The organism is Erysipelothrix sp. HDW6B (genome assembly GCF_011301115.1).
GTDB classification, from domain to species: domain Bacteria; phylum Bacillota_I; class Bacilli_A; order Erysipelotrichales; family Erysipelotrichaceae; genus Erysipelothrix; species Erysipelothrix anatis.
This window is the reverse complement of the sequence record NZ_CP049860.1, coordinates 1,384,680-1,411,033: the sequence shown is the minus strand read 5'-3', so window position 1 is coordinate 1,411,033 and position 26,354 is coordinate 1,384,680. Positions and strand designations below refer to the sequence as shown.

22 protein-coding genes are annotated in these 26,354 nt (G+C 32.9%); 18 read left to right on the top strand and 4 right to left on the bottom strand.

Going from position 1 to position 26,354, the window contains the following annotated elements:
• Positions 1 to 323 precede the first annotated feature (323 nt).
• The 14 genes from arsD (at position 324) to G7061_RS06845 (ending at position 15,713) form a co-directional block, all read left to right on the top strand.
• Positions 324 to 620, top strand: a complete 297-nt coding sequence (arsD, locus tag G7061_RS06910) for an arsenite efflux transporter metallochaperone ArsD (RefSeq protein ID WP_205700090.1) — start codon at positions 324 to 326, stop codon at positions 618 to 620.
• A gap of 1 nt (position 621) precedes the next feature.
• Positions 622 to 2,358: an arsenical pump-driving ATPase gene (gene arsA, locus G7061_RS06905; RefSeq protein WP_205700089.1), complete on the top strand. Its 1,737-nt coding sequence runs from the start codon at positions 622 to 624 to the stop codon at positions 2,356 to 2,358.
• Positions 2,359 to 2,461: 103 nt separating this feature from the next.
• Complete coding sequence (arsB, locus tag G7061_RS06900) at positions 2,462 to 3,499, top strand: ACR3 family arsenite efflux transporter (RefSeq protein WP_205700088.1); 1,038 nt, start codon at positions 2,462 to 2,464, stop codon at positions 3,497 to 3,499.
• A 77-nt stretch (positions 3,500 to 3,576) separates the two neighbouring features.
• A complete protein-coding gene (locus G7061_RS06895) occupies positions 3,577 to 3,984 on the top strand; it encodes an arsenate reductase ArsC (protein ID WP_166120043.1) in 408 nt (135 codons plus the stop codon).
• A gap of 79 nt (positions 3,985 to 4,063) precedes the next feature.
• A complete protein-coding gene (locus G7061_RS06890; RefSeq protein WP_166120040.1) occupies positions 4,064 to 4,366 on the top strand; it encodes a helix-turn-helix transcriptional regulator in 303 nt (100 codons plus the stop codon).
• 27 nt (positions 4,367 to 4,393) lie between these two features.
• On the top strand, positions 4,394 to 5,740 hold the full coding sequence (locus G7061_RS06885; RefSeq protein WP_166120036.1) for an MATE family efflux transporter: 1,347 nt from the start codon (positions 4,394 to 4,396) through the stop codon (positions 5,738 to 5,740).
• Positions 5,730 to 7,979, top strand: a complete 2,250-nt coding sequence (gene gshAB / locus G7061_RS06880; RefSeq protein ID WP_166120032.1) for a bifunctional glutamate--cysteine ligase GshA/glutathione synthetase GshB — start codon at positions 5,730 to 5,732, stop codon at positions 7,977 to 7,979. Before G7061_RS06885 ends, gshAB begins: the two co-directional genes overlap by 11 nt.
• Before the next feature lie 708 nt (positions 7,980 to 8,687).
• Positions 8,688 to 9,038 (top strand): metalloregulator ArsR/SmtB family transcription factor, encoded by a 351-nt coding sequence (locus G7061_RS06875; protein WP_166120028.1) that lies wholly within the window; start codon positions 8,688 to 8,690, stop codon positions 9,036 to 9,038.
• Positions 9,028 to 11,100 (top strand): heavy metal translocating P-type ATPase, encoded by a 2,073-nt coding sequence (locus G7061_RS06870; RefSeq protein WP_166120025.1) that lies wholly within the window; start codon positions 9,028 to 9,030, stop codon positions 11,098 to 11,100. The genes G7061_RS06875 and G7061_RS06870 overlap by 11 nt, the downstream gene beginning before the upstream one ends.
• A gap of 335 nt (positions 11,101 to 11,435) precedes the next feature.
• Positions 11,436 to 11,867: a hypothetical protein gene (locus G7061_RS06865; protein WP_166120020.1), complete on the top strand. Its 432-nt coding sequence runs from the start codon at positions 11,436 to 11,438 to the stop codon at positions 11,865 to 11,867.
• Positions 11,868 to 11,926: 59 nt separating this feature from the next.
• Positions 11,927 to 12,373, top strand: a complete 447-nt coding sequence (locus tag G7061_RS06860) for a hypothetical protein (protein ID WP_166120017.1) — start codon at positions 11,927 to 11,929, stop codon at positions 12,371 to 12,373.
• 272 nt (positions 12,374 to 12,645) lie between these two features.
• On the top strand, positions 12,646 to 13,197 hold the full coding sequence (locus G7061_RS06855) for a P-loop NTPase fold protein (protein ID WP_166120011.1): 552 nt from the start codon (positions 12,646 to 12,648) through the stop codon (positions 13,195 to 13,197).
• Positions 13,130 to 14,062, top strand: a complete 933-nt coding sequence (locus G7061_RS06850; protein ID WP_166120008.1) for a P-loop NTPase fold protein — start codon at positions 13,130 to 13,132, stop codon at positions 14,060 to 14,062. Before G7061_RS06855 ends, G7061_RS06850 begins: the two co-directional genes overlap by 68 nt.
• 355 nt (positions 14,063 to 14,417) lie before the next feature.
• Positions 14,418 to 15,713 carry a recombinase family protein gene (locus G7061_RS06845; protein WP_159636996.1) on the top strand — a complete coding sequence of 432 codons (1,296 nt, stop codon included), beginning with the start codon at positions 14,418 to 14,420 and terminating at the stop codon, positions 15,711 to 15,713.
• Between the two features lie 353 nt (positions 15,714 to 16,066).
• Here G7061_RS06845 and G7061_RS11000 read toward each other — a convergent pair whose 3' ends face one another.
• The 3 genes from G7061_RS11000 to G7061_RS06830 all read right to left on the bottom strand — a co-directional run bounded on the left by G7061_RS11000 (position 16,067) and on the right by G7061_RS06830 (position 18,366).
• Positions 16,067 to 16,417, bottom strand: coding sequence for a transposase (locus tag G7061_RS11000; protein ID WP_370456908.1), 351 nt, complete (start codon positions 16,415 to 16,417; stop codon positions 16,067 to 16,069).
• A 551-nt stretch (positions 16,418 to 16,968) separates the two neighbouring features.
• Entirely contained in the window at positions 16,969 to 17,211 is a 243-nt protein-coding gene (locus tag G7061_RS06835; RefSeq protein WP_166120004.1) for a transposase, read from the bottom strand.
• Between the two features lie 501 nt (positions 17,212 to 17,712).
• Positions 17,713 to 18,366, bottom strand: a complete 654-nt coding sequence (locus tag G7061_RS06830; RefSeq protein ID WP_159636971.1) for a hypothetical protein — start codon at positions 18,364 to 18,366, stop codon at positions 17,713 to 17,715.
• 1,384 nt (positions 18,367 to 19,750) lie between these two features.
• Between G7061_RS06830 and G7061_RS06825 the strand changes: the two genes are divergently transcribed.
• Positions 19,751 to 22,177, top strand: a complete 2,427-nt coding sequence (locus tag G7061_RS06825) for a MucBP domain-containing protein (protein WP_166120001.1) — start codon at positions 19,751 to 19,753, stop codon at positions 22,175 to 22,177.
• A 949-nt stretch (positions 22,178 to 23,126) separates the two neighbouring features.
• Here the strand turns inward: G7061_RS06825 and G7061_RS06815 are convergent.
• The gene (locus G7061_RS06815; RefSeq protein WP_159636958.1) at positions 23,127 to 23,354 is read right to left on the bottom strand and encodes a CsbD family protein; all 228 of its coding nucleotides are present in this window, start codon (positions 23,352 to 23,354) and stop codon (positions 23,127 to 23,129) included.
• Positions 23,355 to 23,778: 424 nt separating this feature from the next.
• On the opposite strand from G7061_RS06815, the gene G7061_RS06810 reads away from it, so the two are divergent.
• From G7061_RS06810 to G7061_RS06800, 3 genes are read left to right on the top strand one after another with little or no spacing between them, the layout of a single operon-like run.
• Complete coding sequence (locus G7061_RS06810; RefSeq protein ID WP_166119996.1) at positions 23,779 to 24,888, top strand: ABC transporter permease; 1,110 nt, start codon at positions 23,779 to 23,781, stop codon at positions 24,886 to 24,888.
• A gap of 9 nt (positions 24,889 to 24,897) precedes the next feature.
• Entirely contained in the window at positions 24,898 to 25,584 is a 687-nt protein-coding gene (locus tag G7061_RS06805) for an ABC transporter ATP-binding protein (protein WP_159636947.1), read from the top strand.
• A gap of 11 nt (positions 25,585 to 25,595) precedes the next feature.
• On the top strand, positions 25,596 to 26,048 hold the full coding sequence (locus G7061_RS06800; RefSeq protein WP_159636932.1) for a hypothetical protein: 453 nt from the start codon (positions 25,596 to 25,598) through the stop codon (positions 26,046 to 26,048).
• The last annotated feature ends 306 nt before the right edge of the window (positions 26,049 to 26,354 follow it).

Here is a 26,354-nt window from a genome sequence, read left to right as displayed (position 1 = left end):
TAACTATAATGAAAAGGATTTGTCTCTTAAACAGAAACTACAATTAAATTTACTATTAAAGGTATAAACAAGACGAACAAAATCTTGGAATGATACCCAAATTTAGGTTACATTTTATAGAAAATATATTCTATTAAAACTGATGATGGTAGAAAAGTCATATATGTTCACAGCTTTACATAATACTTACCATAACTTACAAAGAACTGTTTGGGTTTACTAGATTTGCTTTTCAAAAATACTAAAACTATATTGACATTCTTCGATATTGACAAATGTCTATATAGAGAGTATTCTATGTATATCAAGAAAAGGAGATTATTATGAAAATTGAAATTTACGAACCAGCGATGTGCTGTTCAACAGGAGTATGCGGAGCTAATGTGGATAAGGAATTACTGAGAATCTCCACAATTGTAGATAAATTGCAGGGGAAAGGAATCGATATTGAGCGTTTCAATCTATCTTCCACTCCTAGTGCATTTGTAAATAATGCAGAGGTGGCTCGTTTACTAGTCGGAGGAAAACAAATTTTACCAATCACGTTAATTAATGGAAAAGTAGTTAAAACTGCTGGTTATCCAACTGATTTAGAAATTAATGAGTTAATTGGTGAGTAAGATGATAGAAAAATTTGACCCTTCCTATATTAAGTCGAAATATACATTTTTTACTGGAAAAGGAGGTGTTGGTAAAACAACAATTGCTTGCTCAACTGCCATTAATTTAGCTAAGAATGGAGAGAACGTCTTACTAATCAGTACAGACCCTGCATCAAACTTACAGGATGTGTTTGGAATCAATCTTTCTTCTAAACCAACGAAATCAGAAATATACAAAAATCTTCACATTGTTAACTTAGATCCCGAACAGGCAGCAGAAGATTATAGAGCATCAGTAATAACACCGTATATTAATCTGTTACCAAGCGATGTAATTTCTGATATGGAAGAACAATTATCTGGATCTTGTACAACAGAAATTGCTGCATTTAATGAGTTCACTGAATTTCTCACAAATGAAGAAATTAACAAAAAATTCGATAAGATTATTTTCGATACTGCACCAACTGGTCATACTTTGAGAATGCTTGAATTGCCGTCAGCATGGAATTCTTTCATTGATGAAAGCACTCATGGAGCTTCTTGTTTGGGACAATTGTCAGGTCTTGATGAAAATAGAGAAAAATATAGTAAATCAGTTGATGTTTTAAAAAACGAAAGTGAAACTACTCTAGTATTGGTTACTCGCCCTGAGGAAACTCCAATGGTAGAAGCGGAAAGATCATCGAAAGAACTTAGAGATATCGATATTACGAATCAAATTTTAATTATCAATGGTGTTATGCAAACGAATAACGATGATTTGGAAAAAAGTATTTTATTAAAACAACAACGCGTTTTGGATAACGTTTCTACATACCTTAAAGAAATGAAATCATTCTTTTTACCATTAAAATCCTCTAGTATATATGAATCAAAAGATTTGGAAAACTTCTATACATCACAAGAAAGTAAACAGTCAATTGAACTGACTCAGTTAAATGATGTATACAGTCTTAATGATTTGATAGATGATTTAGATAGAAGCAATAAAAAAATTATCTTCACAATGGGTAAAGGAGGCGTAGGTAAGACAACAATAGCCTCATCTATTGCTCTTGAATTATCAAAAAGAGGAAAAAAAGTAGTGTTAACTACTACAGATCCGGCTAATCATCTGAAGTATGTAATCAAAGAACATGAAAATTTATCAATAGTCGAAATTGATGAAAATAATGTTCTTGAAAAGTACAAAAATGAAGTTTTAAATACTGCGAAGAATGAGCTAGGAAACGCTGATTTGGACTACATCGAGGAAGATCTTAGATCGCCATGTACTCAAGAAATTGCAGTATTTAGAGAATTTGCAGAGATTGTTGATAGATCTAATGATGAAATCATTGTTATAGATACTGCACCTACAGGACATACATTACTTCTCCTAGAATCAGCGGAAAGTTATGATAAAGAAATGAAAAATGTTAGTGAGCACTCTAGAAATTCAATTTCCAGGTTGCTTCCTAAATTGAAAGATAAATTACATACTGAAGTTATAATTGTATCACTAGCTGAAGCAACACCATACTATGAAGCTAATAGACTGGAAAAAGACTTAAAGCGTGCAGGTATATTTACAAATTGGTGGCTTATAAATGCGTCGATTGCGAGATATAGTAATTTATCAACTTTCATGCAAACGAAACAAAATAATGAAAGACGATGGGTAAATAAAGTCTTAGAAGTTAATAGAAGAAAAGTTGCAGTTACGGACTGGCAACAAGCGGATATTAACGAAGGTAATTTAAGTAAACTATGAGTGACTGAACGATCTCATAGAAGTTGCACAACTCGCATTTGAATATCGAAAATTAATGATAGGAGGAGTCCAAATAGGTTTTTCTAATTTGGATATAGATAAAATGAAACGTAACAAAATGAGTTTTTTTGAAAGGCATCTTTCGTTATGGGTGTTGATATGTATGGTAATTGGAGTTAGTATAGGTAAATTTTTGCCCGGAATTCCGTCTTTCTTAAATAAATTTGAATATGCTAAAGTGTCAATTCCCATGGCAATACTCATTTGGATAATGGTTTATCCTATGATGATGAAAGTCGATTTTACAAGCATAAAACAAATTAAGAAAAATCCTAAAGGACTGTACGTAACATGGATCGTTAACTGGTTAATAAAACCATTCACGATGTATGCAATTTCATATTTCTTTTTCTTTATTGTTTTTAAAGCATTAATACCTGCAGAGTTAGCGAGTGATTACCTAGCTGGGGCAGTCCTTCTTGGTGCCGCTCCGTGTACTGCCATGGTCTTCGTATGGAGTTATCTTACAGACGGTGATGCTAGCTATACTGTAGCTCAAGTTGCGACTAATGATTTAATTATACTTTTTGCCTTTGTTCCGATTGTAGCATTGCTCTTAGGTGTTGGAAACGTTGGCGTACCGTTGAATACACTGATACTATCAGTGGTATTATTTGTTGTCGTTCCACTGATTGCTGGTGTTTTGACGAGACACTATGTAGTTAAGAAAAAAGGGCAAGACTATTTTAATACAGTCTTTATTAAAAAGTTTGACTCGTCAACAATGATAGGTCTTTTATTGACATTGACCTTTATTTTCAGTTTCCAAGGGGAGGTAATACTTGCAAATCCACTGCATATTTTATTGATAGCCGTTCCACTTACGATTCAAACGTTCTTGATATTCTTCATCGCATATGGAGCGTCTAAACAGCTAAAACTTCCGCATTGTATTGCCGCGCCTGCTGGGATGATTGGCGCCTCTAATTTCTTTGAACTTTCCGTTGCAGTTGCTATTGCATTGTTTGGTGCTCAGTCACCTGTAGCGTTGGCTACAATAGTCGGGGTGTTAACAGAGGTTCCAATTATGTTGATTCTGGTTAAAATTGCCAACAACACGAAACATTACTTCCCTGAGTAATCCCACTAAATTAAGCTATTAGATACGAAAAAAATTGATATAATATAGATATCGATGAAGGTTTAAAAGGAGAAAATATGAAACCAAAAGTAGCATTTATCTGCGTGCACAATTCATGCAGAAGCCAGATGGCAGAGGCTGTCGGAAAGATTTTAGCATCAGAAACATTTGAATCTTATTCAGCGGGTACTGAAACAAAGCCTCAGATTAACCAAGATGCAGTTTCATTAATAAAGGAAAAATACAATATTGATATGAATTCAACACAGCAATCCAAGTTAATTGCTGAGATTCCGACAGTCGATATAGTCATAACAATGGGATGCAACGTCGATTGTCCTTACTTGCCGAGTAAGCATCGTGAAGATTGGGGACTCGATGATCCATCAGGTAAAGGTAAAGAAACATTTGAGAATACGCTCAAGTTAGTTGAAGAAAAAATCATCGATTTGAAGCAACGAATTGAAAGTGGCAAGATACTTTAAGGGATGCATTAGCATCTCTTTAAGTTTAAATAACCTACTCGGTAGGCATATGTATAGTTAATATGGAGGGAAAAGTATAATGAAAAATGCAGACTACGCATTGCTTTTCAAGGCAATGTCCGATGAAACACGTTTAAGAATCATCAATATGTTATCTAAAGAGAATTTATGTGCATGTCACATTCTTGAAGCGTTCAATATAACCCAACCAACGCTTTCATACCACATGAAAATACTCGTTGATTCAGGAATTGTTGAAAGTAAAAAAGACGGAAACTGGACACGTTACTATCTTAACAAGGCCTCAATTAGAGAAATTCAAAAACTTACTTCAGATTTGTTATCTGTTGACCCAATCACAAGAGAATTAGATGCTTGTTAATGTGCTGATTTGGCTAGGATGGTGAAAATGAAAAAAAATAATATCGATATATTGACTGGTGATATCCGAACTGCAATTGTAGGACTATCCCTACCTATTGTTATATCCAATTTAATCCAAACTGCTTTGGGAATAATTGACATGATATGGGTTGGAAAGCTTGGTAGTGGAGCCGTAAGTGCGATTGGAACTGCCAGTTTTTATATTAATCTAGCCACAGCTTTGACAACGATAGTTGTGGTTGGAACGGGTGTGAAGATTGCCCATTCAATTGGTACAAAAGATACAGAAGAAGTGAAATCATATATTAAAAATGGTGTCTTGGCCTCGTTACTAATATCAATTATCTATGTTTTTGTAGTCTTCATACTTTCTGAACAATTAATTTCGTATTTTGGAATTAATGATATTCGGATTGAATCTATGGCTAAAGACTATTTAATAGCTTCACTCTATGGAGTGCCACTTCTTTTTCTTACGACAGTAATGACCACTGTCTTCACAAGCTTTGGGGAGACCAAAGTTACATTTAAAGCCAACTCCATAGGGCTTATTTTGAATATTTTGCTTGATCCACTCATGATTTTTGGAGTTGGTATTTTTCCAGCAATGGGAATTGTTGGAGCGGCATGGGCTACAAATATATCCCGCCTCATTATATTGATGATTCTTATTCTAAGTTCGAATCAAATTATAAAAGAAAGTATAGTTTCAAAATTTGATCTAAGTAAGAGTATCGAAGTGTTTAAGATGGGGTTTCCAGTTACAATTCAAAGAGTTTTGTTTATTTACATATCGATGGTGATGGCAAAAATTATTGTATCATTTGGAGCAGAAGCAATTGCTGTGCAAAAAATTGGCGTCCAAATTGAGTCGATTAGCTATGTAACGATTGGTGGGCTTCAAGGAGCAATGACAACTTTTGTGGGTCAAAACTATGGAAGAAAATCCAAAGACAGGGTTATTGAAGGGTATAACTTTGCATTTAATTTCGTTGTGGTTTTTGGTTTACTCATCTCACTTATTTTTATAGTTTTTCCTAGACAGATATTCTCGATTTTTATAAGAGAACAACAAATTATTGATTTAGGGGTTGGTTACATGACCGCGATTGGTATTTCGCAAGTGTTCATGTGTCTAGAACTTTTAACTGTTGGAGCGTTTAATGGTATTGGAAAAACGTATGTACCTCCTATAGTTTCTATAGCTCTGACAATTCTTAGAATCCCAATGGCTTTATATCTATCTAGAATATATGGATTAAACGGTGTTTGGTGGAGTATAAGTATTAGCAGTATTTTGAAAGGAATTATCTTAGTAGCTTGGTTTAAACTGGTGCTTTCAGATAAAAAGGGAAAATTGTATGTCAATTAATAGATGGAACGCATTTAAAGGTCAATTTGGATTAGAAATGGAGAGTTTGCGTATAGATAGCAACGGAAGACTTTCATCAACAGATCATACTAAATATTTTAAAGAGGATAATCCTTTCATTTCGAGAGACTTCTCGGAGTCACAAATCGAAATGATTACCCCACCATGCTCTACAGTTAACGAGGCATTGGATTTCCTTGTAAATATTAAGAATGTTGTACTCACTTCAATCGGGGATGAATTGTTATGGCCACAAAGTAATCCACCAATTCTTCCAGATGAATCTGAGATACTTATTGCCAACTATTCGGACTCAGACAAGAAGGATTATCGGGAGTATTTGGCTCTTAAATATGGTAGGAAGAAATCAGTTTTATCAGGTATTCATTTTAATCTATCATTTTCAGATAGTTATATAAACGATTTGAATAGTAATAACTGTGAATCCAGAATTGAATTCCAAAATCGTTTATATCTGCAGGTTGCGAAGTACTTTATGAAGTATCGATGGTTATTTATTCGTTTAACTGCTGCGGGTCCCGTATTCCACTCATCGTTCTCAGATCGATGTGTTCAGTTAGTCGGGCACGATTACAAAGAGAACTGTATCTCTGAAGGTATGCAATCACTAAGGAATAGTCTTTGTGGATACCGAAATAATGAGTTTTTAACATATGATTATTCAAGTTTATCGAATTATAAGAAAAGCATATCTGCTCACATTGATAATGGTGTGCTTATAAATGAGAGTGAAGTTTATGAGGCGGTCCGAATTAAGACTGACGATGATGGAAATGCCAAGTATTTAGAATTAAGATTTATTGACCTCAATCCAGAGTTAGAGCACGGTGTCAATTTGGAAGATCTAAAGTTCTTACACATGATGTTTGTCTATTTTTCTACATTAGAGGATTTCGAGTTTGACGAATCATCTCAAATAGAAGCGGAGTTTAAATCAATCATTGCAAATGATGGTACTTCGTGGAAGCAAAATGATAAATCTAGCATTTATGACTTAGACGACGAGGCGAATGATCTTATTAAGAATCTTGAAAACGTACTGGCAGAATCAGATATTGAATATTATGACTACTCAGCAATCATTAAGAATATCGAATATAGACTTACCCCAGGCTTCGGCTACGCGGATAAAATTCTAAAAGGTGTATCAACAAGCGATTACATTACTTATCACTTGGATAAAGCAAAGGAAGCGAAGAAGCGTGCACTAATGAATCCATATAATTTTTATGGCTATGAATCACTAGAGCTCTCAACTAAAATTCTATTGAAATCTGCGATTAAAATGGGTGTTCAGTTTAAAATTTTGGATGAGAGGGAAAACTTCATATTTCTTGAAAATCGAACAACAGGTCAATCTCATTTTGTTAAGCAAGCCACCAAAACGAATCTAGATAGATATGGCAGCGTATTAGCGATGGAAAATAAAAATGTCACGAAGTACATTCTTAGTAAAGTCGGAATCAATGTTCCAGAAGGATATGCTTTTACATCAATAAAAGATGCATTATCTGCGTTCGAAGACAGTAGAAATGATAGGTTAACAGTAATTAAACCAAATAATACGAATTTTGGAATCGGAATTACAATCCTAAAAGAACCTTATTCTCGAGAAGAATACACGAAAGCGATTGAATTTGCTTTCGAGCATGACGATACAGTCTTGGTAGAGGAATTTCATAGTGGCAAAGAGTACCGCTTTCTTGTAATTGATGGCGAGGTTATTGGTGTATTAAATAGAGAAGCCGCTAATGTAATTGGAAATGGTAAGTCAACGATTGGTGAACTCATTGAAAGTAAAAACTTAGATCCATTGCGAGGACGAGGATATGTTACGCCTTTAGAAGTAATTGATACGGATGTTATATTGATTGACTATTTGAGAAAACAAGGACTCACCTTGGACTCTATTCCAGCAGAAAAAGAAAGAATTTATTTACGAGAAAATTCCAATATTAGCACTGGTGGAGACAGCATAGACTTTACGGATGATGTACATATTTCATATAAGAATAAAGCAATTAGAGCAGTTAGTGCGATAGGTGCTAATATTTGCGGAGTGGATATGATAATTCAAGATATAAAGTCTCCAGCTGATGATGAGAATCATACAATTATTGAATTGAACTTTAACCCAGCAATTCATATACATTGTTATCCATATATTGGAAAAAACAGATATGCTGGAGATAGAATTCTGCAAGCATTGTTTAAGTAGTGAGCGGTATAAGTCTTAAGTGAGCAGTGTTATAGCACTGCTTTTTTTATCAAACTATATTCGAAAAATAACTTTAATGTACTGATAGTTGTTGAGACTTAGGAGATGATTGATTATGAAACTGCGATTCTGACGATCAGTTATCTAAAAATATAAGCCTATATAGGGTGGATTATAAATAGGAGATAGTAAATAATTACGAAACAAACAATTTTGCAAAGGGCATAGAAAATAGTGACGATAATCAGTCTTCAGGTGTATCAAGTAGGACTATTCAGCACTTGGTAAATAACAAAAAATACAGGAAACCTATGAAAATGCTAGTGCGGCGATATACTGCACATTCTCTAAGCAATTTACTGCGATGGCTTCTTGTGAGCTCTGCCGTTTTGAAATAAGAGATGTCACTGTCGTATATCTTTAAAAGAAAATGTAAAAATAACAGAAGAGAAATTTCGACTTTTAGACCGACAAAGAATATGTGGGATATTATCTGTAAAATAAAAACATAAATGGTTAGTATATCAACTAATTAAATTTTTTAAATCAACTTTCATGTTAAATAAATATTAATAGTAGAAATAAAGTAGTGAATTGTATTGAATCAAAGTACATCTATGATACCTACACCTTAAAATTCATTCAATCAAATGTACATTTGATTGAATTTGTGATATCATTCAAGTGTTAATTTGAATGAGGTGAACTATGAAAGATATTTGCGAAATAAAAGTTGTTCATGAAAAGCAAGTGGAAGAGGCAAGTGTTTATATCAAAAGTATAAATATTGAATCTAGACTGAATATGTACAAAGCACTTGCAGATGAGAATCGATTAAAGATACTATTTGCACTCAGTATTCAGGAAAGACTTTGCGTTTGCGATCTGGCTAACGTAATTGAGGCAACAAATGCTACAACATCTCATCATCTACAGACTTTAAAAAAATTGGGTGTACTAAAGTCAGAAAGAGACGGGAAATTAGCGTACTATTCATTGGCTAATAAAACAATTTGCGATTTTTTGAATTATGAGGTGAAGATGTTCTATGAAAAATAAGTACAAAATTGAAGGAATGAGTTGTGCATCGTGTGCATTGAAATTTGAAGAAAATGTAAAGCAACTTGATGGGGTTGAATTTGCAAACGTAAATTTTGGAGCGGGAATAATTGAAGTGACAGGTGAAACCTCAATCGAAGAGATAACGAAAGCGGGTGCTTTTGAAAAATTGGTCATTAAGAATTATCGAGATCAATCACAAACAACGAATAAGCCATTGTTACTTGATAATTGGAATGTAGTATTATCTATTGTTTTTTTTGTTTTAGCTCTCTTTACAAATAGAACTAATCATAGTGTAAGTGTAATTCTATTTTTAAGTTCAATCATTTTTGGTGGTTTTACTCTGTTTATTGAAGGTTTTAAAGACTTATTTAAGTTCAATTTTACTATGCAGACATTAATGACTATTGCAATCATAGGCGCAACTGTGATTGGAGAGTGGGCTGAAGGGGCTGTTGTAGTTTTACTCTTTTCTTTGAGTGAAGCTCTTGAGAAATACTCGATGGATAAAGCCAGAAAATCAATTACATCGCTTATGAATGTAGTTCCGAAAACAGCGGTTGTAATTAGAGATGACCAAGAAATCGATGTCGATGTTTCTAGTTTAGTTGTAGGGGATATAATCATCGTTAAACCAGGACAGCAAATACCGATGGATGGTGAAGTAGTTTTTGGTGAATCCACAATTAATCAGGCGGCAATTACGGGAGAATCTTTACCGGTCGCAAAAGTAAAGGGAGACCATGTCTTTGCAGGTACTTTGAATGAAGAAGGCTATTTAAAAATTATTGTTAGTCATCTAGTAGAGGATAATACTATTTCTAAAATTATTAATTTAGTTGAAAATGCACAAAACGAAAAAGCACCTGCACAAAAATTTGTTGATGCATTTGCTAGATACTATACTCCATCTATATTGATACTATCAGTTATCGTGATAATAGTTCCACCATTCTTTTTAGTGGTTGATTGGAGTGTATCTCTGTATCAAGGTCTATCTTTATTAGTCGTTGGTTGTCCATGTTCTTTAGTTATATCGACACCGGTCTCAATAGTGTCTGCAATTTCTAATGCTGCTAAGCAAGGCGTTCTTATTAAAGGCGGAATTCACCTAGAAGAACTTGGAAATGTTAATGCAATTGCTTTTGATAAGACGGGTACATTAACAAGAGGTATCCCGGAAGTAACAGATATATATGGTAATGAAGTGTATTTAAGTTACATTGCCGCATTAGAAAAGCACTCACAACATCCTCTTGCGAATGCTGTGATTAGTATGGCAGAGCATAAGGGTATTAATTTTTTGGACTTAGAGATTTTGAATTTTACATCTTTAACTGGAAAAGGAATTCAGGGAGATATTGATCATTTAACGTATTATGTTGGAAGTCCAAAAATGTTTTTTCAGCAATTGAAAAAGCAAGATGAGATGAATGAAAGAATCAATTTATGGCAAGGAGAAGGGAAAACAGTCATTGTTTTTGGAACATTTGAAAATGTCTTGACGATAATTGCAATCGCAGATCAGCCGAGAGAAAGCAGTTATCAAGTTATTGAAAAACTGGAAGATATTGGAATAATGAAAACTGTCATGTTAACAGGAGATAATCAGATAACCGCAGAGGCAATTGCAAACAATCTTGGTATAGATGTTGTTATGGGAGATCTGCTTCCTGAGCAAAAACTTGAAGCTGTACAATCGCTTAAAAATGAATATTCAAGTGTTGCTATGGTTGGCGATGGAGTGAATGATGCACCGGCATTAGCCCTTTCTAATGTTGGTATAACTCTTGGAGGTGCAGGGACTGATACTGCTATAGAAACTGCAGACATAGTTCTGATGGGTGACGATCTATCCAAATTGCCATTTACTATTAAATTGAGCAGAATGACAAGTAAAGTAATCAAACAGAATATTAGCTTTTCGCTACTTATTAAGTTAATCGCCGTACTTTTGATAATTCCTGGTTGGCTGACTCTCTGGCTAGCAATTGTGGCTGATATGGGAGCGACCTTATTAGTAACTTTAAATGGTATGAGATTGACAAGAATTAAATAATTTTAATGTCTAATAGGAAAAATCAACTCAGTTTTATCGGGTTGATTTTTTATACAATTCCAGCAAGCATTTAGATACTATATTTAAGTATCTTAAATCAATGTTTACTAGTGAATATCATCATGTACTTCTAATGTAATTATTATGCAAGAACCAATGTATAAAATAGTTATCACTATACGACCGGGTAGTAACATACATTTAGATAAGTATATAGTATCTGAAGAATAGAAAGGTATGTATCAACTAAAACACAACTAATTTACAACTGTTTCTTCACTAAAATTGTTATTTAGTATATAATATCTTTATTAGAAAGAAGGGGAGTAATTATTGTGGAAAATGATTTACTAGTCGTCTATAAATTTGGAAGTAGATTCAATGGAGATCTAAGTCCTAAAGAAGGTATCAATATTTATGATTTACATGCAAGGGAGCATCAAGGAAAAGTTTTGTTTACAATAAACAAAGCACCAGATGCGAAGTATAGAGACCGTGTTAAAAAGATTATTTTAATGACCAAAGATGGTAGTTTTGCAATTCGAGCTGATGTTGACTTTGCTGGCAAAGGAAATATAATAAATCCACCCAAAGAGTACTCAATCCCATCTATTTGGGATAATGAAGAGCGAACACAAATGGGATGGTTCGCATTGTCAAAATTAGAACGTATTGTGATTAATAGAGGAGACTATTTATCTGTTAACGGGAAAGATTTGATTGATAGTATGAGTGGAAACGCATATATGTCCTATGTAGCGATATAGTATTTTTAGGTAATATTGAAAATTGAAAGTAAAAGATACTCTGGGAGGGGTGTGAGATTATGAATGATAACTACACTTTAAAACTAAATAGATATCTTGATCTATTTGAGTTGGAATATGATAAAGCTGTAGAAGTTTTACAAAAGAAATACGGCGAAGCAACTGAAGATTACTTTAATGAAGTTTCTTACAACAATTTTATATCGGGTAAAAATAAGAGTCCGAATAAAGGTCAGACTAGCCGTACAGATGAGGGATTATTCTGTCATCATGTTGATGAAAATATATATAAAAGCATTTCAGAACCTAACCTTGCAAAAATCCAAAGAATACCATTCTCTTCTCAAAGCAAAAGTAAATTAGTATACTGCGACCTTTTCGAACATGCGATTCTACATGCTATTATTTCGAAAGAAACTGATGGAAACTTTGGGAAACAGGGACCAGAGGCACATCTCTTTAGAAAACTGAAGCAATGGTATCTTAACCTGAAATATCCGCGATAAGGATGGTGGAATACTTGTTATATAAAATCATATTTAAATGAACATGAGGCAGAAATACTATTGATTAGGATTGCCAGAGTTGCAAATGGATTAAATTAATATGTGTCAAGCTACGGAATAAGTCTTTGGTATAGAACTAAAGTATTCTCAATAGAGAAATTTGTAAACAAGTTCAGTTTGACAACAGTCGTTGTTTAAATCTTTGTAAATATACTCTATTATTTGTGGAACAATATAAGACTGCTAAATTAAGTCTAGATGCGGAGGTTAATATGATTGATTTTAATTACTATGGTAGGGAAAATTTTTCGGAAGTTTTTATTGAAAGGCTAACAAGCGGTAAGAATTTAACAATTAATGCTTCTAGCCACATACTCTTAAATGGAAAATGGGGGTCAGGTAAAACTATGTTGGTTGAAGAACTGATGAAGAAGATTAATCTTGATCAGGGCTATCAGACCAAAGCATTAATTTTGAATGCATGGGAAATGGACTACTTAGAAGATCCCAATGTCGCGATATTTAAAACTCTATATGATAGTGGTTATTTAAATATTAAACAACTAGATGATGACATTCATGGTCATATTAAAAAGATCAAAAAAGACTATTTAGGGATCAAGAAAGGAATTATTGACACGACTAATGAGTTTGTCTCTTCTAAACTAGGGGTAGAACCACTAAGTTATGGAATCCACGGGAGTGATTTTTTCTACTTCTACTATAGGGAAGTTAAGAGAAAAAGAAGGGTGGAAAATGTTTGTAGAAAAACTTTTGATGTCCTATTTTATAGAAGGAAATCAAAGACTTGTCTTGTTTATTGATGAATTAGATCGAGCACGCCCTGATTTTGTCGTAAAGATTTTTGAGTCTATGCATCATTTGCAATTTACTGTTCCAATTACTTTTGTTTATTGTGCTGATAAGGTTGCAATAGTAGAGATGATAAAAGGCTATTACGGATTCGAAACCAAAGGGCAAGAGTACTTAGAAAAAATGATTGACCTAGAAGTGCAACTCCCAGAGTTGACGATTGAAAGCGTTATGGATTATTTAGGAAATAAGGGACATACTAACAGAAAAGTAGCCTACTACTTAGATTACAAATCAATTTGTAGTTTTGCGGTTGAACATAATTTTAATTTTCGTACTTATAATGAGTTGGTAAAGCTGTTAGAAGATGACTACATTGATAGTATAACCAGCAAGTTGGAAGCTCCTCATAGATTATATACTAAGAACAGTTATCATCCTCTATTCTTCAAAGATTCCGGTAATCGTTTAAGTACTGCGAATATCAACGATCAAGATCTAATTCCGATGATAATTATCTTGAAAATTATTAACTTGACGTACAATTCATTCTATTTAGGATTTGAATATGAATGGAGTAAGGATTTCTCGTCGAGAAAAAAATTAGTTCAGTTGTATTTGAAAGAATCTGGCAGTTTTTACGAAACGTATACTAGTGGAGTTCAGTATATGGACACGAAAATCGGAGATAATCAGAATATAGACTTAATGATTGATGAATACATTAAAAGCTTAGATTATGATGCAAATAAATTGAGAGAATCGACTATAATCAATGAAATGCTTAACTTAACGATAAATGAGCGGATCATATATAACCTATTCGAAATAATTTTTGTAAAAAAGAGAGAGGTGTTCTCACACTATATAAAATAGTTAATTATAATGATTCATTTCAAATAAATGGCATTGAAGTATAACAGTGTACCACTTGGGGAGATTCGGATCATTGGTTATTAAGGATTCATGAAGACGTATATTAATACACGGCATATGCGTTCAGTTGATATAAAAATTTCAAAAGTTACAACAAGACAAGATTAGTAGTAGACCATTTCGTTTAATCAATGAATTTTTAATAAAGTTTCTTGTTGGGTCATTTTAATTTGCTAATCAATTATTAAGCAGCGGTGAATAATTGCTAATATAAAGTTTTATTTCAATGTGCTACAATTATAGAGCTAGCGTTTTAAGGGGGTACTCCGTTATCTGAAAATAAAGGAGTATAGAAATGAGTGTAATTAAGGAAATAGCTGTGTACTGTAGAGTGTCAAGTGAAGATCAAGCGGAGTATGGTTATAATCTTAGAGAACAAGAAAGACGAATTGAACAATATCTTCAAGTTTATGAAGAAGAGTTTCAAGAGCCGGTTATCAAGTACATTGATGATGGTTATTCTGCTCGAACTTTGAATCGCAAAGAAATGAAAGTTTTGATATCTGATATTCAACAAGGTAAAATCTGTAAAGTTGTAGTACACAATTTAGACAGGCTCACTAGGAGTGTGACAGACTTGATGTTTATGCTGGAGTTGTTCAACGACTATGATGTGCAATTATTCAGTCTAAAAGAAAAGATTGATACTAAGACTGCAATTGGTAGGTTTTTTGTGTCAATGATTATTTTGGTTGCACAGTGGGAAACAGAGGCCATAAGTGAAAGAACTATTAGAGGTATGGATCAGTCAGCCTATGAAGGTAACTGGGTGCATGGAAGGGCTCCATTTGGATATGATTTGATCAATAAGAGACTGGAAATTAATCCAAGGGAATCTGCAATAGTCAAAGAAGCTTACTATCTATACTTTTATGAATTTAAAAGCAGGGGAGAAATCAGACATATTTTCAATAATGCGCATAGGATGGAAAAGTTCATGTGGACTTATGACAGAATTAAGCACTTATTGAACAACAAAATTTACAAGGGAACATATGAGAATGCTCGTATCTCAATTGATAACCATTCGCCTGCGATACTCGAGGCGAGTTACTTCGATGACGTACAACATGCTCTTGCACTTAGGAATAAAAGAAGCCAGTATCCGTACATATTCAAAGGGAAGTGTAAAGATAGCAGAACAGGGGAATTATTAGCTGTTAAGCCAACAAAAAAGAGCGCGGGTTACTACCTGTACTATAAAAATAATAACGGACAGTATATCAATGAATCAAACTTAATTAACGATCTTACGGTTCAGATGAACAAGCACATAAAGGATATTGTGATGAATTCTATAGAATCTAAAGTGAACACATTGAAAAGAGTTGATTCAAACAAAAATTTATTAGACTATCTATTGGATAAAGGGCTGGTTAGCATCGACTACTATAGTAGTCAGTGTAAGCTGCTCTATAACAATCAATCTAAGCACGAGATCGAAATTACTAAACTTTCAAACAGTGTGTGGAAATGGGAAAACATGTCAACGACACAACGTCAAATATTTGTTCGTAAAAATGTTTTTGATATTGTGATTGATATGCACACTCTTCGAGTAAAGGATATCAAGTTTAAAACAAACAAATAAATTTGCAAAATCACTTGATTGTTTTTCCAATCATGATATAATTTATATAGAATAAATATGTGTCCTAATGACATGTATGATAACTCAAAGTTCGCTTAGGCGGAGGTTGGGCACCAATATGAAACAAACCCACTATTTAGTGGGTTTTTATTTTGTTTTTTATCTGTGGGGATACAATGAAGATACATTTCGACTAATGTTCGAAAATTTTATTCAGTGCTGCAACAGCTTGATTCTGCGATTCTTCAAAAACATGAGTATAGACTTTTAGTGTCATTTCCACAGTTGAATGGCCCAATCTTCGAGAAACTACATTAATTGGTACTCCATTTTGTTCTAGTCAAGCAAAGTTGCTACACTAGGGTTGAATTGATATAGATTTGATTGGGTGATAATCCATTATTATAAGTATGTGTACGTTTTGAGTTATACCATTTCTGTTCAAAATCATTCATAATCGAATCCATCCTTTCTTTTGTAGTAAATGAATTATGGTTCGTACATTCGTGTTTGAGAGTGTTGAAGTATCGCTCCATTACTGCGTTGTCATACGGGCATCCAGCGCGACTCATGCTTTGCTGGATAAAACGTTGCTTACAGAAATCACTAAATGATTTACTTGTGAATTGACTCCCTTGATCGCTATGCAGAATTAATCCCTTATCTGGATAATAGTTTAATAAGGCTTTATGTAACGTATCAATGGCTAAACGTGCATTAATTTAAGCTCCATTTTGAGAGGCAACCACTCTGCGATCATACACATCAATTATCGTGCAATTATATCGAGGTGTTCCATTCATCAAGTACAGATAAGTAAAATCAACACACCAAACTCGATTTGGTTTTGTTGCATGAAAATTTTGTTGGATAAGGTTTGGAAATACCTTGTGCTGCTTGCCTGTCTTGAATAACTGCTTTTTACGGCGAATAATTGATGATATATTTAATTCTTTCATGTATTTTCGTATTGATGGAAGGGAGTAGGAGTATCCATGGTTCGCACAATAATACGACATCATTTTAACTCCCATTGTTCCGTTACTTCTATGAAATGATTCACTAATAAAGCGTTGTACTTTAGCTTTTTGCTCGTAGTATGGCGTTTTTCTCTGTTTTAGATAGTTGTAGTATGCATTCGTACTTACTTTAAATTTTCGGCATAACCAACGAACTCCAAAGTTTTTACCATGTTCTTTAATAAACTGATACTCACTTAATCGGTTTCCTTTGCAAAGAATGCAGCTGCTTTTTTTTAGAATTCATTTTCCTTTTTAAGTTCTCTTATTTCTAAAATAAGCCTTTTTGATTCTTCAAATGATAATGTAACTTCTTCTATATAAGGGTTGTTTTGGCATTCTTTGCGAAGTTCTCTAAGCCAGTATTGTAGTGTTCCACTTCCAAGATGATACTCTTGAGTAAGACTTTTTATCGTACGTCCTTCTTTGAGATGTAGTCGTGTGATTTCATCTTTTGTTTCTCTACTATAATTATTCATAAGTTGCTCCTTTATTTGATTTTATCATTTCTCAACCAAGGTGTAGCAATTTCAGTTTACTAGAACAAACTTAATTGAAGTAATAAAACGAGCCGTTCTTGGAAATATAGATTATACTTCTAGAAGTATAATATTATTAACTATGAATACTATGATAAGAGCTATAAAAAGCCTCGCATAGAAAATGCGTGGCTTGGCTCAATTCTTTAGACATTGAATGACCGACGCCAGAAATTAAAGAGACAAAATCGTACTTAAGACACTTATAATTTAATTTTTGTAAAATCTATTATTCGCCGTTGCAAACATTAGTATTAGGCCAGGAATATAGTATTCCATATGTCGTAATAAATTTTCAAAATTAAAAATCAACATATAATAATGACCGTTTGCTTTAGCGACTATTGTAAACCAACCCCAAAATGGCCACGTAAAAATCAAAAGTCCAAACACAAAGAATACTTTTCTGTAGAATAACTTATCCATAATGTTTCCTCTCTTCTACCAATTTGTTGATTTAATAGTATAGTCACCGTATATTCGCTTAGTGTAGTGATTTGTTGTTGTTTCTGAGAAACCTATATTTATTAATTCACCTACAGTGATTGAAGCGGTATCGTTCACAGAAATCCCCACAATTCCCGTAAAGCTTACGCGTGCTCCAACAGCTGGCCAGTTGTTCCCTCCTGGACCAGTAGGGCTTACATCAATTCCTTCTGAAACTACTTGATACGCAGAATCTCCTATCACATACATATTGTAATACATAAATCTATTAAACTGATAGTAAGGATTAGTTCCGCCCTTCTCTAAAGCTACCTCATTTACAAATGTTCCCGAAGGCAAATTTACTTCATATTTATGACGATATGTACTAATACTTCTCGTCATTAAACTATTATTTGTTTCATTTTTATCGAAAATCCAAGACACAACTTCTATGTTTGATTTATCTAGAATAGTGAATTTTTTTTCGCTGTCGTTGACTGATGCACTTAGAAAATAATCTGATTCAGGGAACTGTGTTTCTATAATAATATCCTGTGAGACATTAAAACTAATATTTTTTTCTTCAGCAATAATGGGAACCATTGAACTCAAGATCATAATACATGCTAATGCAGAAGCGCTTAGTAGTTTCAAAAACTTTTTCATATCATTCTCCTTTAACCTTTCGGTATATAAATCTTAACAAGTATCATAGTTATTCTCCATTCTTCATGGCTAACTTGTATATATTTACGTTTAAACAGTTAATATTCAAATCTTGTAAAACTATTAGTAATTGTTCGTAAGTATTTGTTTGCTGCGAAATTTTTCCAAAGCTAATTATTCAAAAGACTATCTTTTGTAGGAGGAAATATAGATTTACAGAGTTGAACCGAGGTCAATAAATAGATAAGAATCAGTAAACTAATTGGGTGGAATGAGTATGAGATACCATATTCTTTTGTAAGTGCAGTTTAGGTTTTGCATCTTTTATCGAGATTAAGAGTGTACTGTTAAATTCTCCGTCATATTTTTGACGCTTGCTCGAAGCGGTATCCTTTTTTAAGTGCCTACTAATTTGTGACAGACTAAACAATTTCGTGCTTGACTTTATGGGGCACACCCATATGAAAACGGATGGAAGTAAGTATCCAAAAGGAACAGTGCCTGGAGTCACAAAACCATTAATCGTCGATAAACAGGGTAATATTGAAATACCAATTAAATAACTTCCTGAAGCTGTGGTGTTGGGTGGAACAGTAAAGAGTAGTTTAGGTTCGGTCATATACGTTTACGAATAAAAATGAAGAAATCTTGTAGAGACACATACAATTAATACTGTTTCAATTACGACAAGAAAACGGCCGCACTAGTATAGAGTTCTGCTTTTCATAACAAGAGTATTGTAGTATGTTTAGTAGATGTTCTATTTGAAGTATAAATATTTTATACGAATTAACGGATTGCTACTAATGCACTGTATAGTGTCGCGCAAATTATAAATTTTTGAATCTAAGATTGACCTGTAGTTAGTTAGAAATTATTAAATTAGTGACGGTCCTAACTATCCATAGTGCAATAATAAATTACTTTGAATGTGCATAGTAAACTATCAAATTTTCTGCATGGTTAATGAAGTTGAGCTTAAAAACTACAATAAACTAAGTACATCATATTCTTAACAAAACCTTCTTATAATTATGTGTAGATAAAACATCATAAATAATGTAATATTAAATTATATTACTAATGTAAGTCTAAAGAAATATATAATTCGTCTATATTGTAGGTGATGTATTAATCATCTATTGATTGAGTCCGAGAATACTACGTAGTTATTCAAAAGAGATTTAGTATTCTAAGTAAGAGCTAAAAGATATACTCTTCGAATTACAAGTAGAGATAATTCTGGACCGTAATGTTAATTGAATGAAAGGAGACGCCATAAGTAAAATGACATTTTAAGTTAATCTTAACTAAATGTATTTTCAAAAATCTATTTAAATTTATAAAAGAGCATTACTAAGATTATTGTAAAAAAGGAGAGAATATGAGAAAAAGAAGTTTAAAGAATATAAAAATATTATTTGCAGTTTTAACATCACTTGTGTTAACAACTGTTCAACCAATTTCTGTTAGAGCGCAAGAGTCAAATTTAAGTAAACCGAACTATTTAGTCCCAGATGAGAACTATTATAAAAACAGTGAGATTACTAAAGGGGACTTGGATGCGGTTATAGATGAAAATGTATCGAAATTGATTGAATCTGCTAATAATGGAAAAATAAGTTTTACAGAAGGTATGACTTACAATGAATTTTTTTTAGCAAATAATATTGCTGTCGAAGATAGGTACTCCGGATATATGGGCGTTTATAATCGTTCTGGAAGTCTTATTAATTCCAATCCAACAAAATATGGGGACTTAACTTATCAAGGTCTTTCACTACCCACTCAATCAATCGTTGGGGCTCCCAATATTATCGCAGGTGAAACATTTTCTTCAGTTCTTTCTGTAGGTGAAAAACAATTAATGGATGGAGCTATAGATTCTGAATCAATTGGAAATTATGGATCTGATACGTACTTTCCGAATTTAGTCGGATATGGTGCAGATGGTATGGTTAACGACTATATGCTCACAAGTGAAAATAATATAATTATACCAACTAGATACAACACTAATAGAAGTGACATCATCTTGACAATGAGAAGTGCGCCATCTTACGGATTACGTGGTGCACAAACTTTTTTACGAGTGACCAATGATGGGGTAATTGTAGGGTCTGACGCTGAAAATCCAAAGTATTACATTAATACAAATTCAAATTTGCATATAACCCCGTATGGATATTCGCAACTTGGATTTTTAGGGAAAATGTACATTTCAGGTGCAATTTCAACAGCAAATAGTCAACTTAAGGATTTAGGTGTTAATGACTTTTCTAAAAAATTGAATGAATACTTGAGAGAAATTCAAAATAATAGTGGAGCTTCAAATGTGCCAGCGGGAGTTGGGGGCCAAGTTCAACTGACTGGGTTTTATAGAGATTCATCTATCGATAATTCCTATGGAACAGATCAATTAAGTAGAGAGAATGATTCAGTCAAGGAATCGCTGGTAGAATATTTTATGTATACTTCAGGTGATACAATTAAAGGTGCGGATAATCCTTTATTTAAAAACGTTCCTTCGGAATATTTAGATTACATTAATGTTGGTTCAGGTAATGTAACTAAGTTACTAAGTCCCAATGTATCTACGTTTAAAATTGATACGACAAGACCATATTTCACGGAATTTGGCAATCTTAACGAAACAATAGAGATTGATTATAACTCAATGGTGAATTTTGATAGTCTTCTTGGTACAGAAAGTTTCATAATTGTTGATGATGGGGTAGACACAAATGGCCAAAAAATAGATGTGGATCTATCAAGAGTAAAGGTATTTGTTAATAGTAATGAAGATGCACTTTCAATTGAAGAGCTAAGAGATGAGTTACTGAAACCACAATATATAGGCGAAGAAGTACAACTGACATACACCTATGCAGCTGCGGATTCATCAAATGAGATTATTGGAAAATTGCCAAATCAAATTCAGGATGATCAAGGAGCTTATGCGGTTCCTATGATTCGAAAAGTGAATGTAAATGGAGTTAAAGTTACTACAAAATATATCAATGAGTCTAATGTAGAAATATTACAGTCAACAGAGAATATGTTCTTAGCAGGTAGTCAATATTCTACAAATGGACCCAACGAAATTACATTCGATGGAAAAGTTTATGAAGTAGTGGGTGTACCAAGCAATGCAACCGGAACTGCAGGAACCGATGAAATTATAGTAATATATGTTTATAGAGAAAGAAAAGCAGATACATTGCGGGGTAAAGTAACAGTAAACTATTTAGATAATCTTGGTAATGTAATTTCAGAAATTGATATGTTTTCAGATTCTGTAGGTAAGTACTATTCGATCAAACCAAAAGAAATTATTGGGTATACATTTAAAAAGTATGAAGGAATCCTAAGTGGAACTTATCAAAATGGAGAAGTCGTGGTTAATTTCATTTATGAAAAAAATGCTGAGCAAACAACTTATGGAGGTGTTTTGGTTAGCTATGTTGATCAAAATGGACAAGATCTAATTCAAGGTCACAAATTAACAGGTGAAATTGGAAGTCAGTACTCGACGGAGGAAAAATATATTCAGGGATACGACTTAATTGAAAAACCTGCGAATTCATCTGGACTATTTACAGATAAAGATATTTTTGTGAGGTACATATATAAACCAATAGTTCCTAAAGAACCTGACACTCCTACAAATCCACAGCAACCGAAAGCTGATGTATTGCCAAAAACAGGGGTATCAAATAATTTAAATTTACTTTCATATGTAATAATATCGTCAGGTCTAATTCTAATCGTCATAAATAGGTTATTAAAAAAGAGTGAAATAGATAAATAAAATTTCCTATTAAAATATAAGGATAGACTACATTTTATAAAGCAGTTGACTCGAAGTTGTTCAAAGTAAAATGTCAACCGCGCCACCATGGCGCGGTTTTTTCATATAATAGAAATATCTTTCATATTTTGCATGAGCAATTAAATAAGAAAATTAATGATCAAGTTGAAATTTATTGAGTATAGGATATTCGATGTAACAAGTTGGACGTGAAGTTATTATTTAGTATCCAACTGTTTCGAAGTATAAAAGCAATCATAATAAGAAAAGGAAAATGGATATTCGACATAGTACTATCATTTGATTGATAATATCAATTCTCGATATAATACCAAGGTCCGTTTTGTCGATGTTTGTCTAAACAATTATAAAAGATATCATCCTCATAAACCTTGCGTATCCACACAACAGGTGTATAGCTGGAAAATCAAGGAAAACTATTGTTTGGACCTCTTAAGTTATGTTTCATGAGACGAGGAGAAAAGAAGCAAATCGAATCACTTTCAATAGAATTTTGGGAATCAAACTGTGCTAATAATTGATATGATATCCAATAATATAGATACCCTGAATATAATTGGCATCTCGAAATTGTTTCAATAACTGGAAAGAAACATGAAAGTGCAGCAATAATATCAATCGTAGATCGCTGTTCCAAAATGAATCGGTAGATAAAGACCGAGTATCGATTTGACAACCACATAGTATCATAAATACTGATCTCTTTTTGGGTGGCGAACGAAAGATCAAATCCGAGAGTCTGAATATTTATTTCAAAAGGAAAGTCACTCTACAGCATTTGAAATCAATTTATTGATTACATTTCCCTTAAAATCAATTCAATGTTTCGGAAATATTTGGCTTCAAAACTGCATTTCAGATAAATCTTTTAAAATTGGTTAATGTTGAGAATGTTGAGTTTGTGAAAAGAAAAATAGCTCTTTTCGAGCTATTTATTAAATTTATCTTTGATGTCTTCAACTACGTTGTCTGTTGTTTCTTTTAGATCGTCAACAATGTCTTCAGACTTTTCTTTGATGTCGTGAGCGACTTCTTTAGCTTTTCCAATTGCTTGGTCAATAATTCCTTCGGCTTTGGTTTTGTCATCACCTGTTACATCACCAACAATTTCTTTAGCTTTACCTAATACTTTGTCGCCAGTTCCTTTATCTGCCATTTGAATACCTCACTTTCTAATAGAATTATAACATGTCACCAAATACATTTAAACTGATGTAATCATAAATGTAAGGAGATATGTTATTATAATTTATAAGATTCAACCAAATGGTACATAAAATATGACTGATTAGTTGGTTTAAAGCAAACTGTACTATGTTCGCAGAGTTGAAGATATGTTCCGTATTGTTGAAAAGATAGCAAATTGCTACAATATAGTTTATATATGTGCTATAAATTAATTATAAAGTAGTCGCTAAAAATATTTATATAATATTATAGCCAGTATCGAAATATCTATGTTTTTGATTGGAATACGCATGTTTAAAAGAAACTAATTCTTTATAGATACTGATTTTTACTTTAGGAATAGATCTATGATCATTCGACAAAATAACAATCTAATTCAGGGGAGAAAAGAGATGTATATTGCAATAAAAGAAATTAAGAAAGAGAAAGTTCGTTTTGGAATGATTATTTCTGTAATAGTCTTAATATCGTTCCTTGTATTCTTTTTGTCCAGTTTAGCGTATGGATTATCGCAGTTAAATCGAACTGCAATTGATCACTGGGATGTTGATGGTGTAATAATTACTGAATCCTCGAACAAGAACCTGTACTCGTCACAAATCAATCTTTTCGAAATAGAAAATTTAAAGAATGAAAATGTGGAGTACCTAACTGTTAGCACATCAAATGCGAAAATTAATGAATCACAAACGTTATCTCTTACATTTATGGGATATGAAGATGTGAATTCTGGGATTATTCCTAAAGTTATAGATGGTGAAATTAATTCGGAAAAAGATGAAGTAGTGATTACCAATAACATAAAGGAAAAATATTCTGTATCAGTTGGAGATAAACTAGTCCTCTCGAATACCGAAAGAGTATTCAATATTAGTGGTTTCACAGAAAACTCGAATTTTAACACTATGCCAGTTGTTTATGGTCATGTTGATGACGTTTCAAGCGTAATCCTCAATTATGATACGTCTTTAAGCAAGTCAGACGCAAATGCAAGTGCTACTGAAAATATGCCGCAACGTATCAACGCAGTTATGATAAAGGATCGGTCAATATTGAATGAGGCCGATATTCCAAGTGGTTTAATGTTTGTTGATACTGAATCGTTAGTCGAGTCTCTACCCGGATATTTGCCACAATTACTCACTTTTGGTCTGATGATAATTTCATTGTCTGTCATTGCAGCAGTGATAGTAGGGATATTTATTTTCATATTAACAATGCAAAAAAAATCAATTTTTGCAGTTCTAAAGATTCAAGGATATCAAAATGGAACAATTATTAGTTCTATAATTTTTCAAATTATATTGTTGACTACTACAGGTCTTCTAATTGGTTTTATTTTTAACTTGATAGCGGTTGAATCTCTATCAGGAGTAGTTCCTGTATTGATCAATTATCAAATTATAACCTACGTATCCGCTGCAATTATAGCTATGTCACTTTTAGGTGCAGTATTTTCAGCCTATTCTGTCCTAAAAATCGATCCATTGGATTCTTTATAGGAGAACTGTATGCTTAAATTATTAAATATTAGTAAAAAATATGATGATGGAAGAACCAATATTTTAGCTTTGAACAATGTGACTCTAAGCCTTCCAAAAGGAACATTTGCAGCAATTGTAGGTCCAAGTGGTTCAGGTAAATCTACTTTACTGACAATCATGGGAGCCCTACAAAGACCAACAGAAGGAACTATTGAATTAGATGGCGTAGATATTTACGATGTTTCAGAAAAAGAGAGATCCAAAATAAGGTTTGAAAAGCTTGGTTTTGTACTACAAGCATCAAATCTTGTCCCTTTCCTGACAGTTGAGGAACAATTTTTTTTCAAGTTAAGTAAAAGTAAAAGAGGTGATTCAGAACTATATGAAACCTTGTTGAATGATCTTAATATTAGTCATCTAAAAAGAAAATATCCGGAAGAATTATCTGGAGGGGAAAGACAGCGTGTTGCGATTGCTCTGAGTTTAATTCTAAAACCAGAAATTATTCTCGCTGATGAACCTACAGCTAGTCTAGATACAGAAAAAGCATTCGATGTTGTAAGAATTCTTAAAGATATGACGAGAACACTAAATACGACTGTCGTTATGGTTACGCATGATAGAAGGTTATTGAGTGATTGCGACATAATTTTCGAGATTACTGACGGAAATCTTGAGGTAAAGATGAACAAAAAAAGTGATGACACAATGTAGGATGGTAAACTATGAATAGCAGAATTGTTTCAAAAATAAATAGAGTTAGAAAGCATTCGGAAATTAATCTCAAACTAGAGTTATTTCTTGCATCATTATATTTATTCATAAATCTGATTATATTTTTAGTGTCTAATCAAGAGCACAAAATTTTAAACTATATGGGGTTGTCGTTTGTCTCATATTTATTGGTTCATGGAATAAAAGTTGTAATAAAAGGTCTGTTTGAGCTAATATTTAGTAGCTACTGGGCATCAAGAGAAATTACTTATAGAATCCCTACAATAATGAAGTATATCCTATACTGTGTTTTAGTGATGATCGTAGTGGTGACAACAGTTTACTTTATTATCATTCAAGAAATAACTATACCGGGTTACTATTTAACTCCAATAATATTGATTGAGGCACTTCAAGTTATGATAGACACCATAATTGAAACAAAACAGATTGTTACGAAATAGAAAAGAAAATCAATAAATGTATTAAACAATATAGTGATTGAATCTAGTTTGCGTATCCGTGGTTAATAAATATACCAGAGAGTTTACTATACTCATAATTATTATTAATATATACTGAATAGATATTTTACTACATCTGTAATAGTAAAGAAATTTGCGTTATCCCCTTAGGGGTAGATCTAACAAGTAATGTAAAAGCTATTGCTATAAGTCATTTAAAATCATGATAGTGCGAATGTTATGCATCTTTATAAACTTAAGAAATGATGTCATTTGACTACGATTATTGTCTATAGTGTTTTAGTA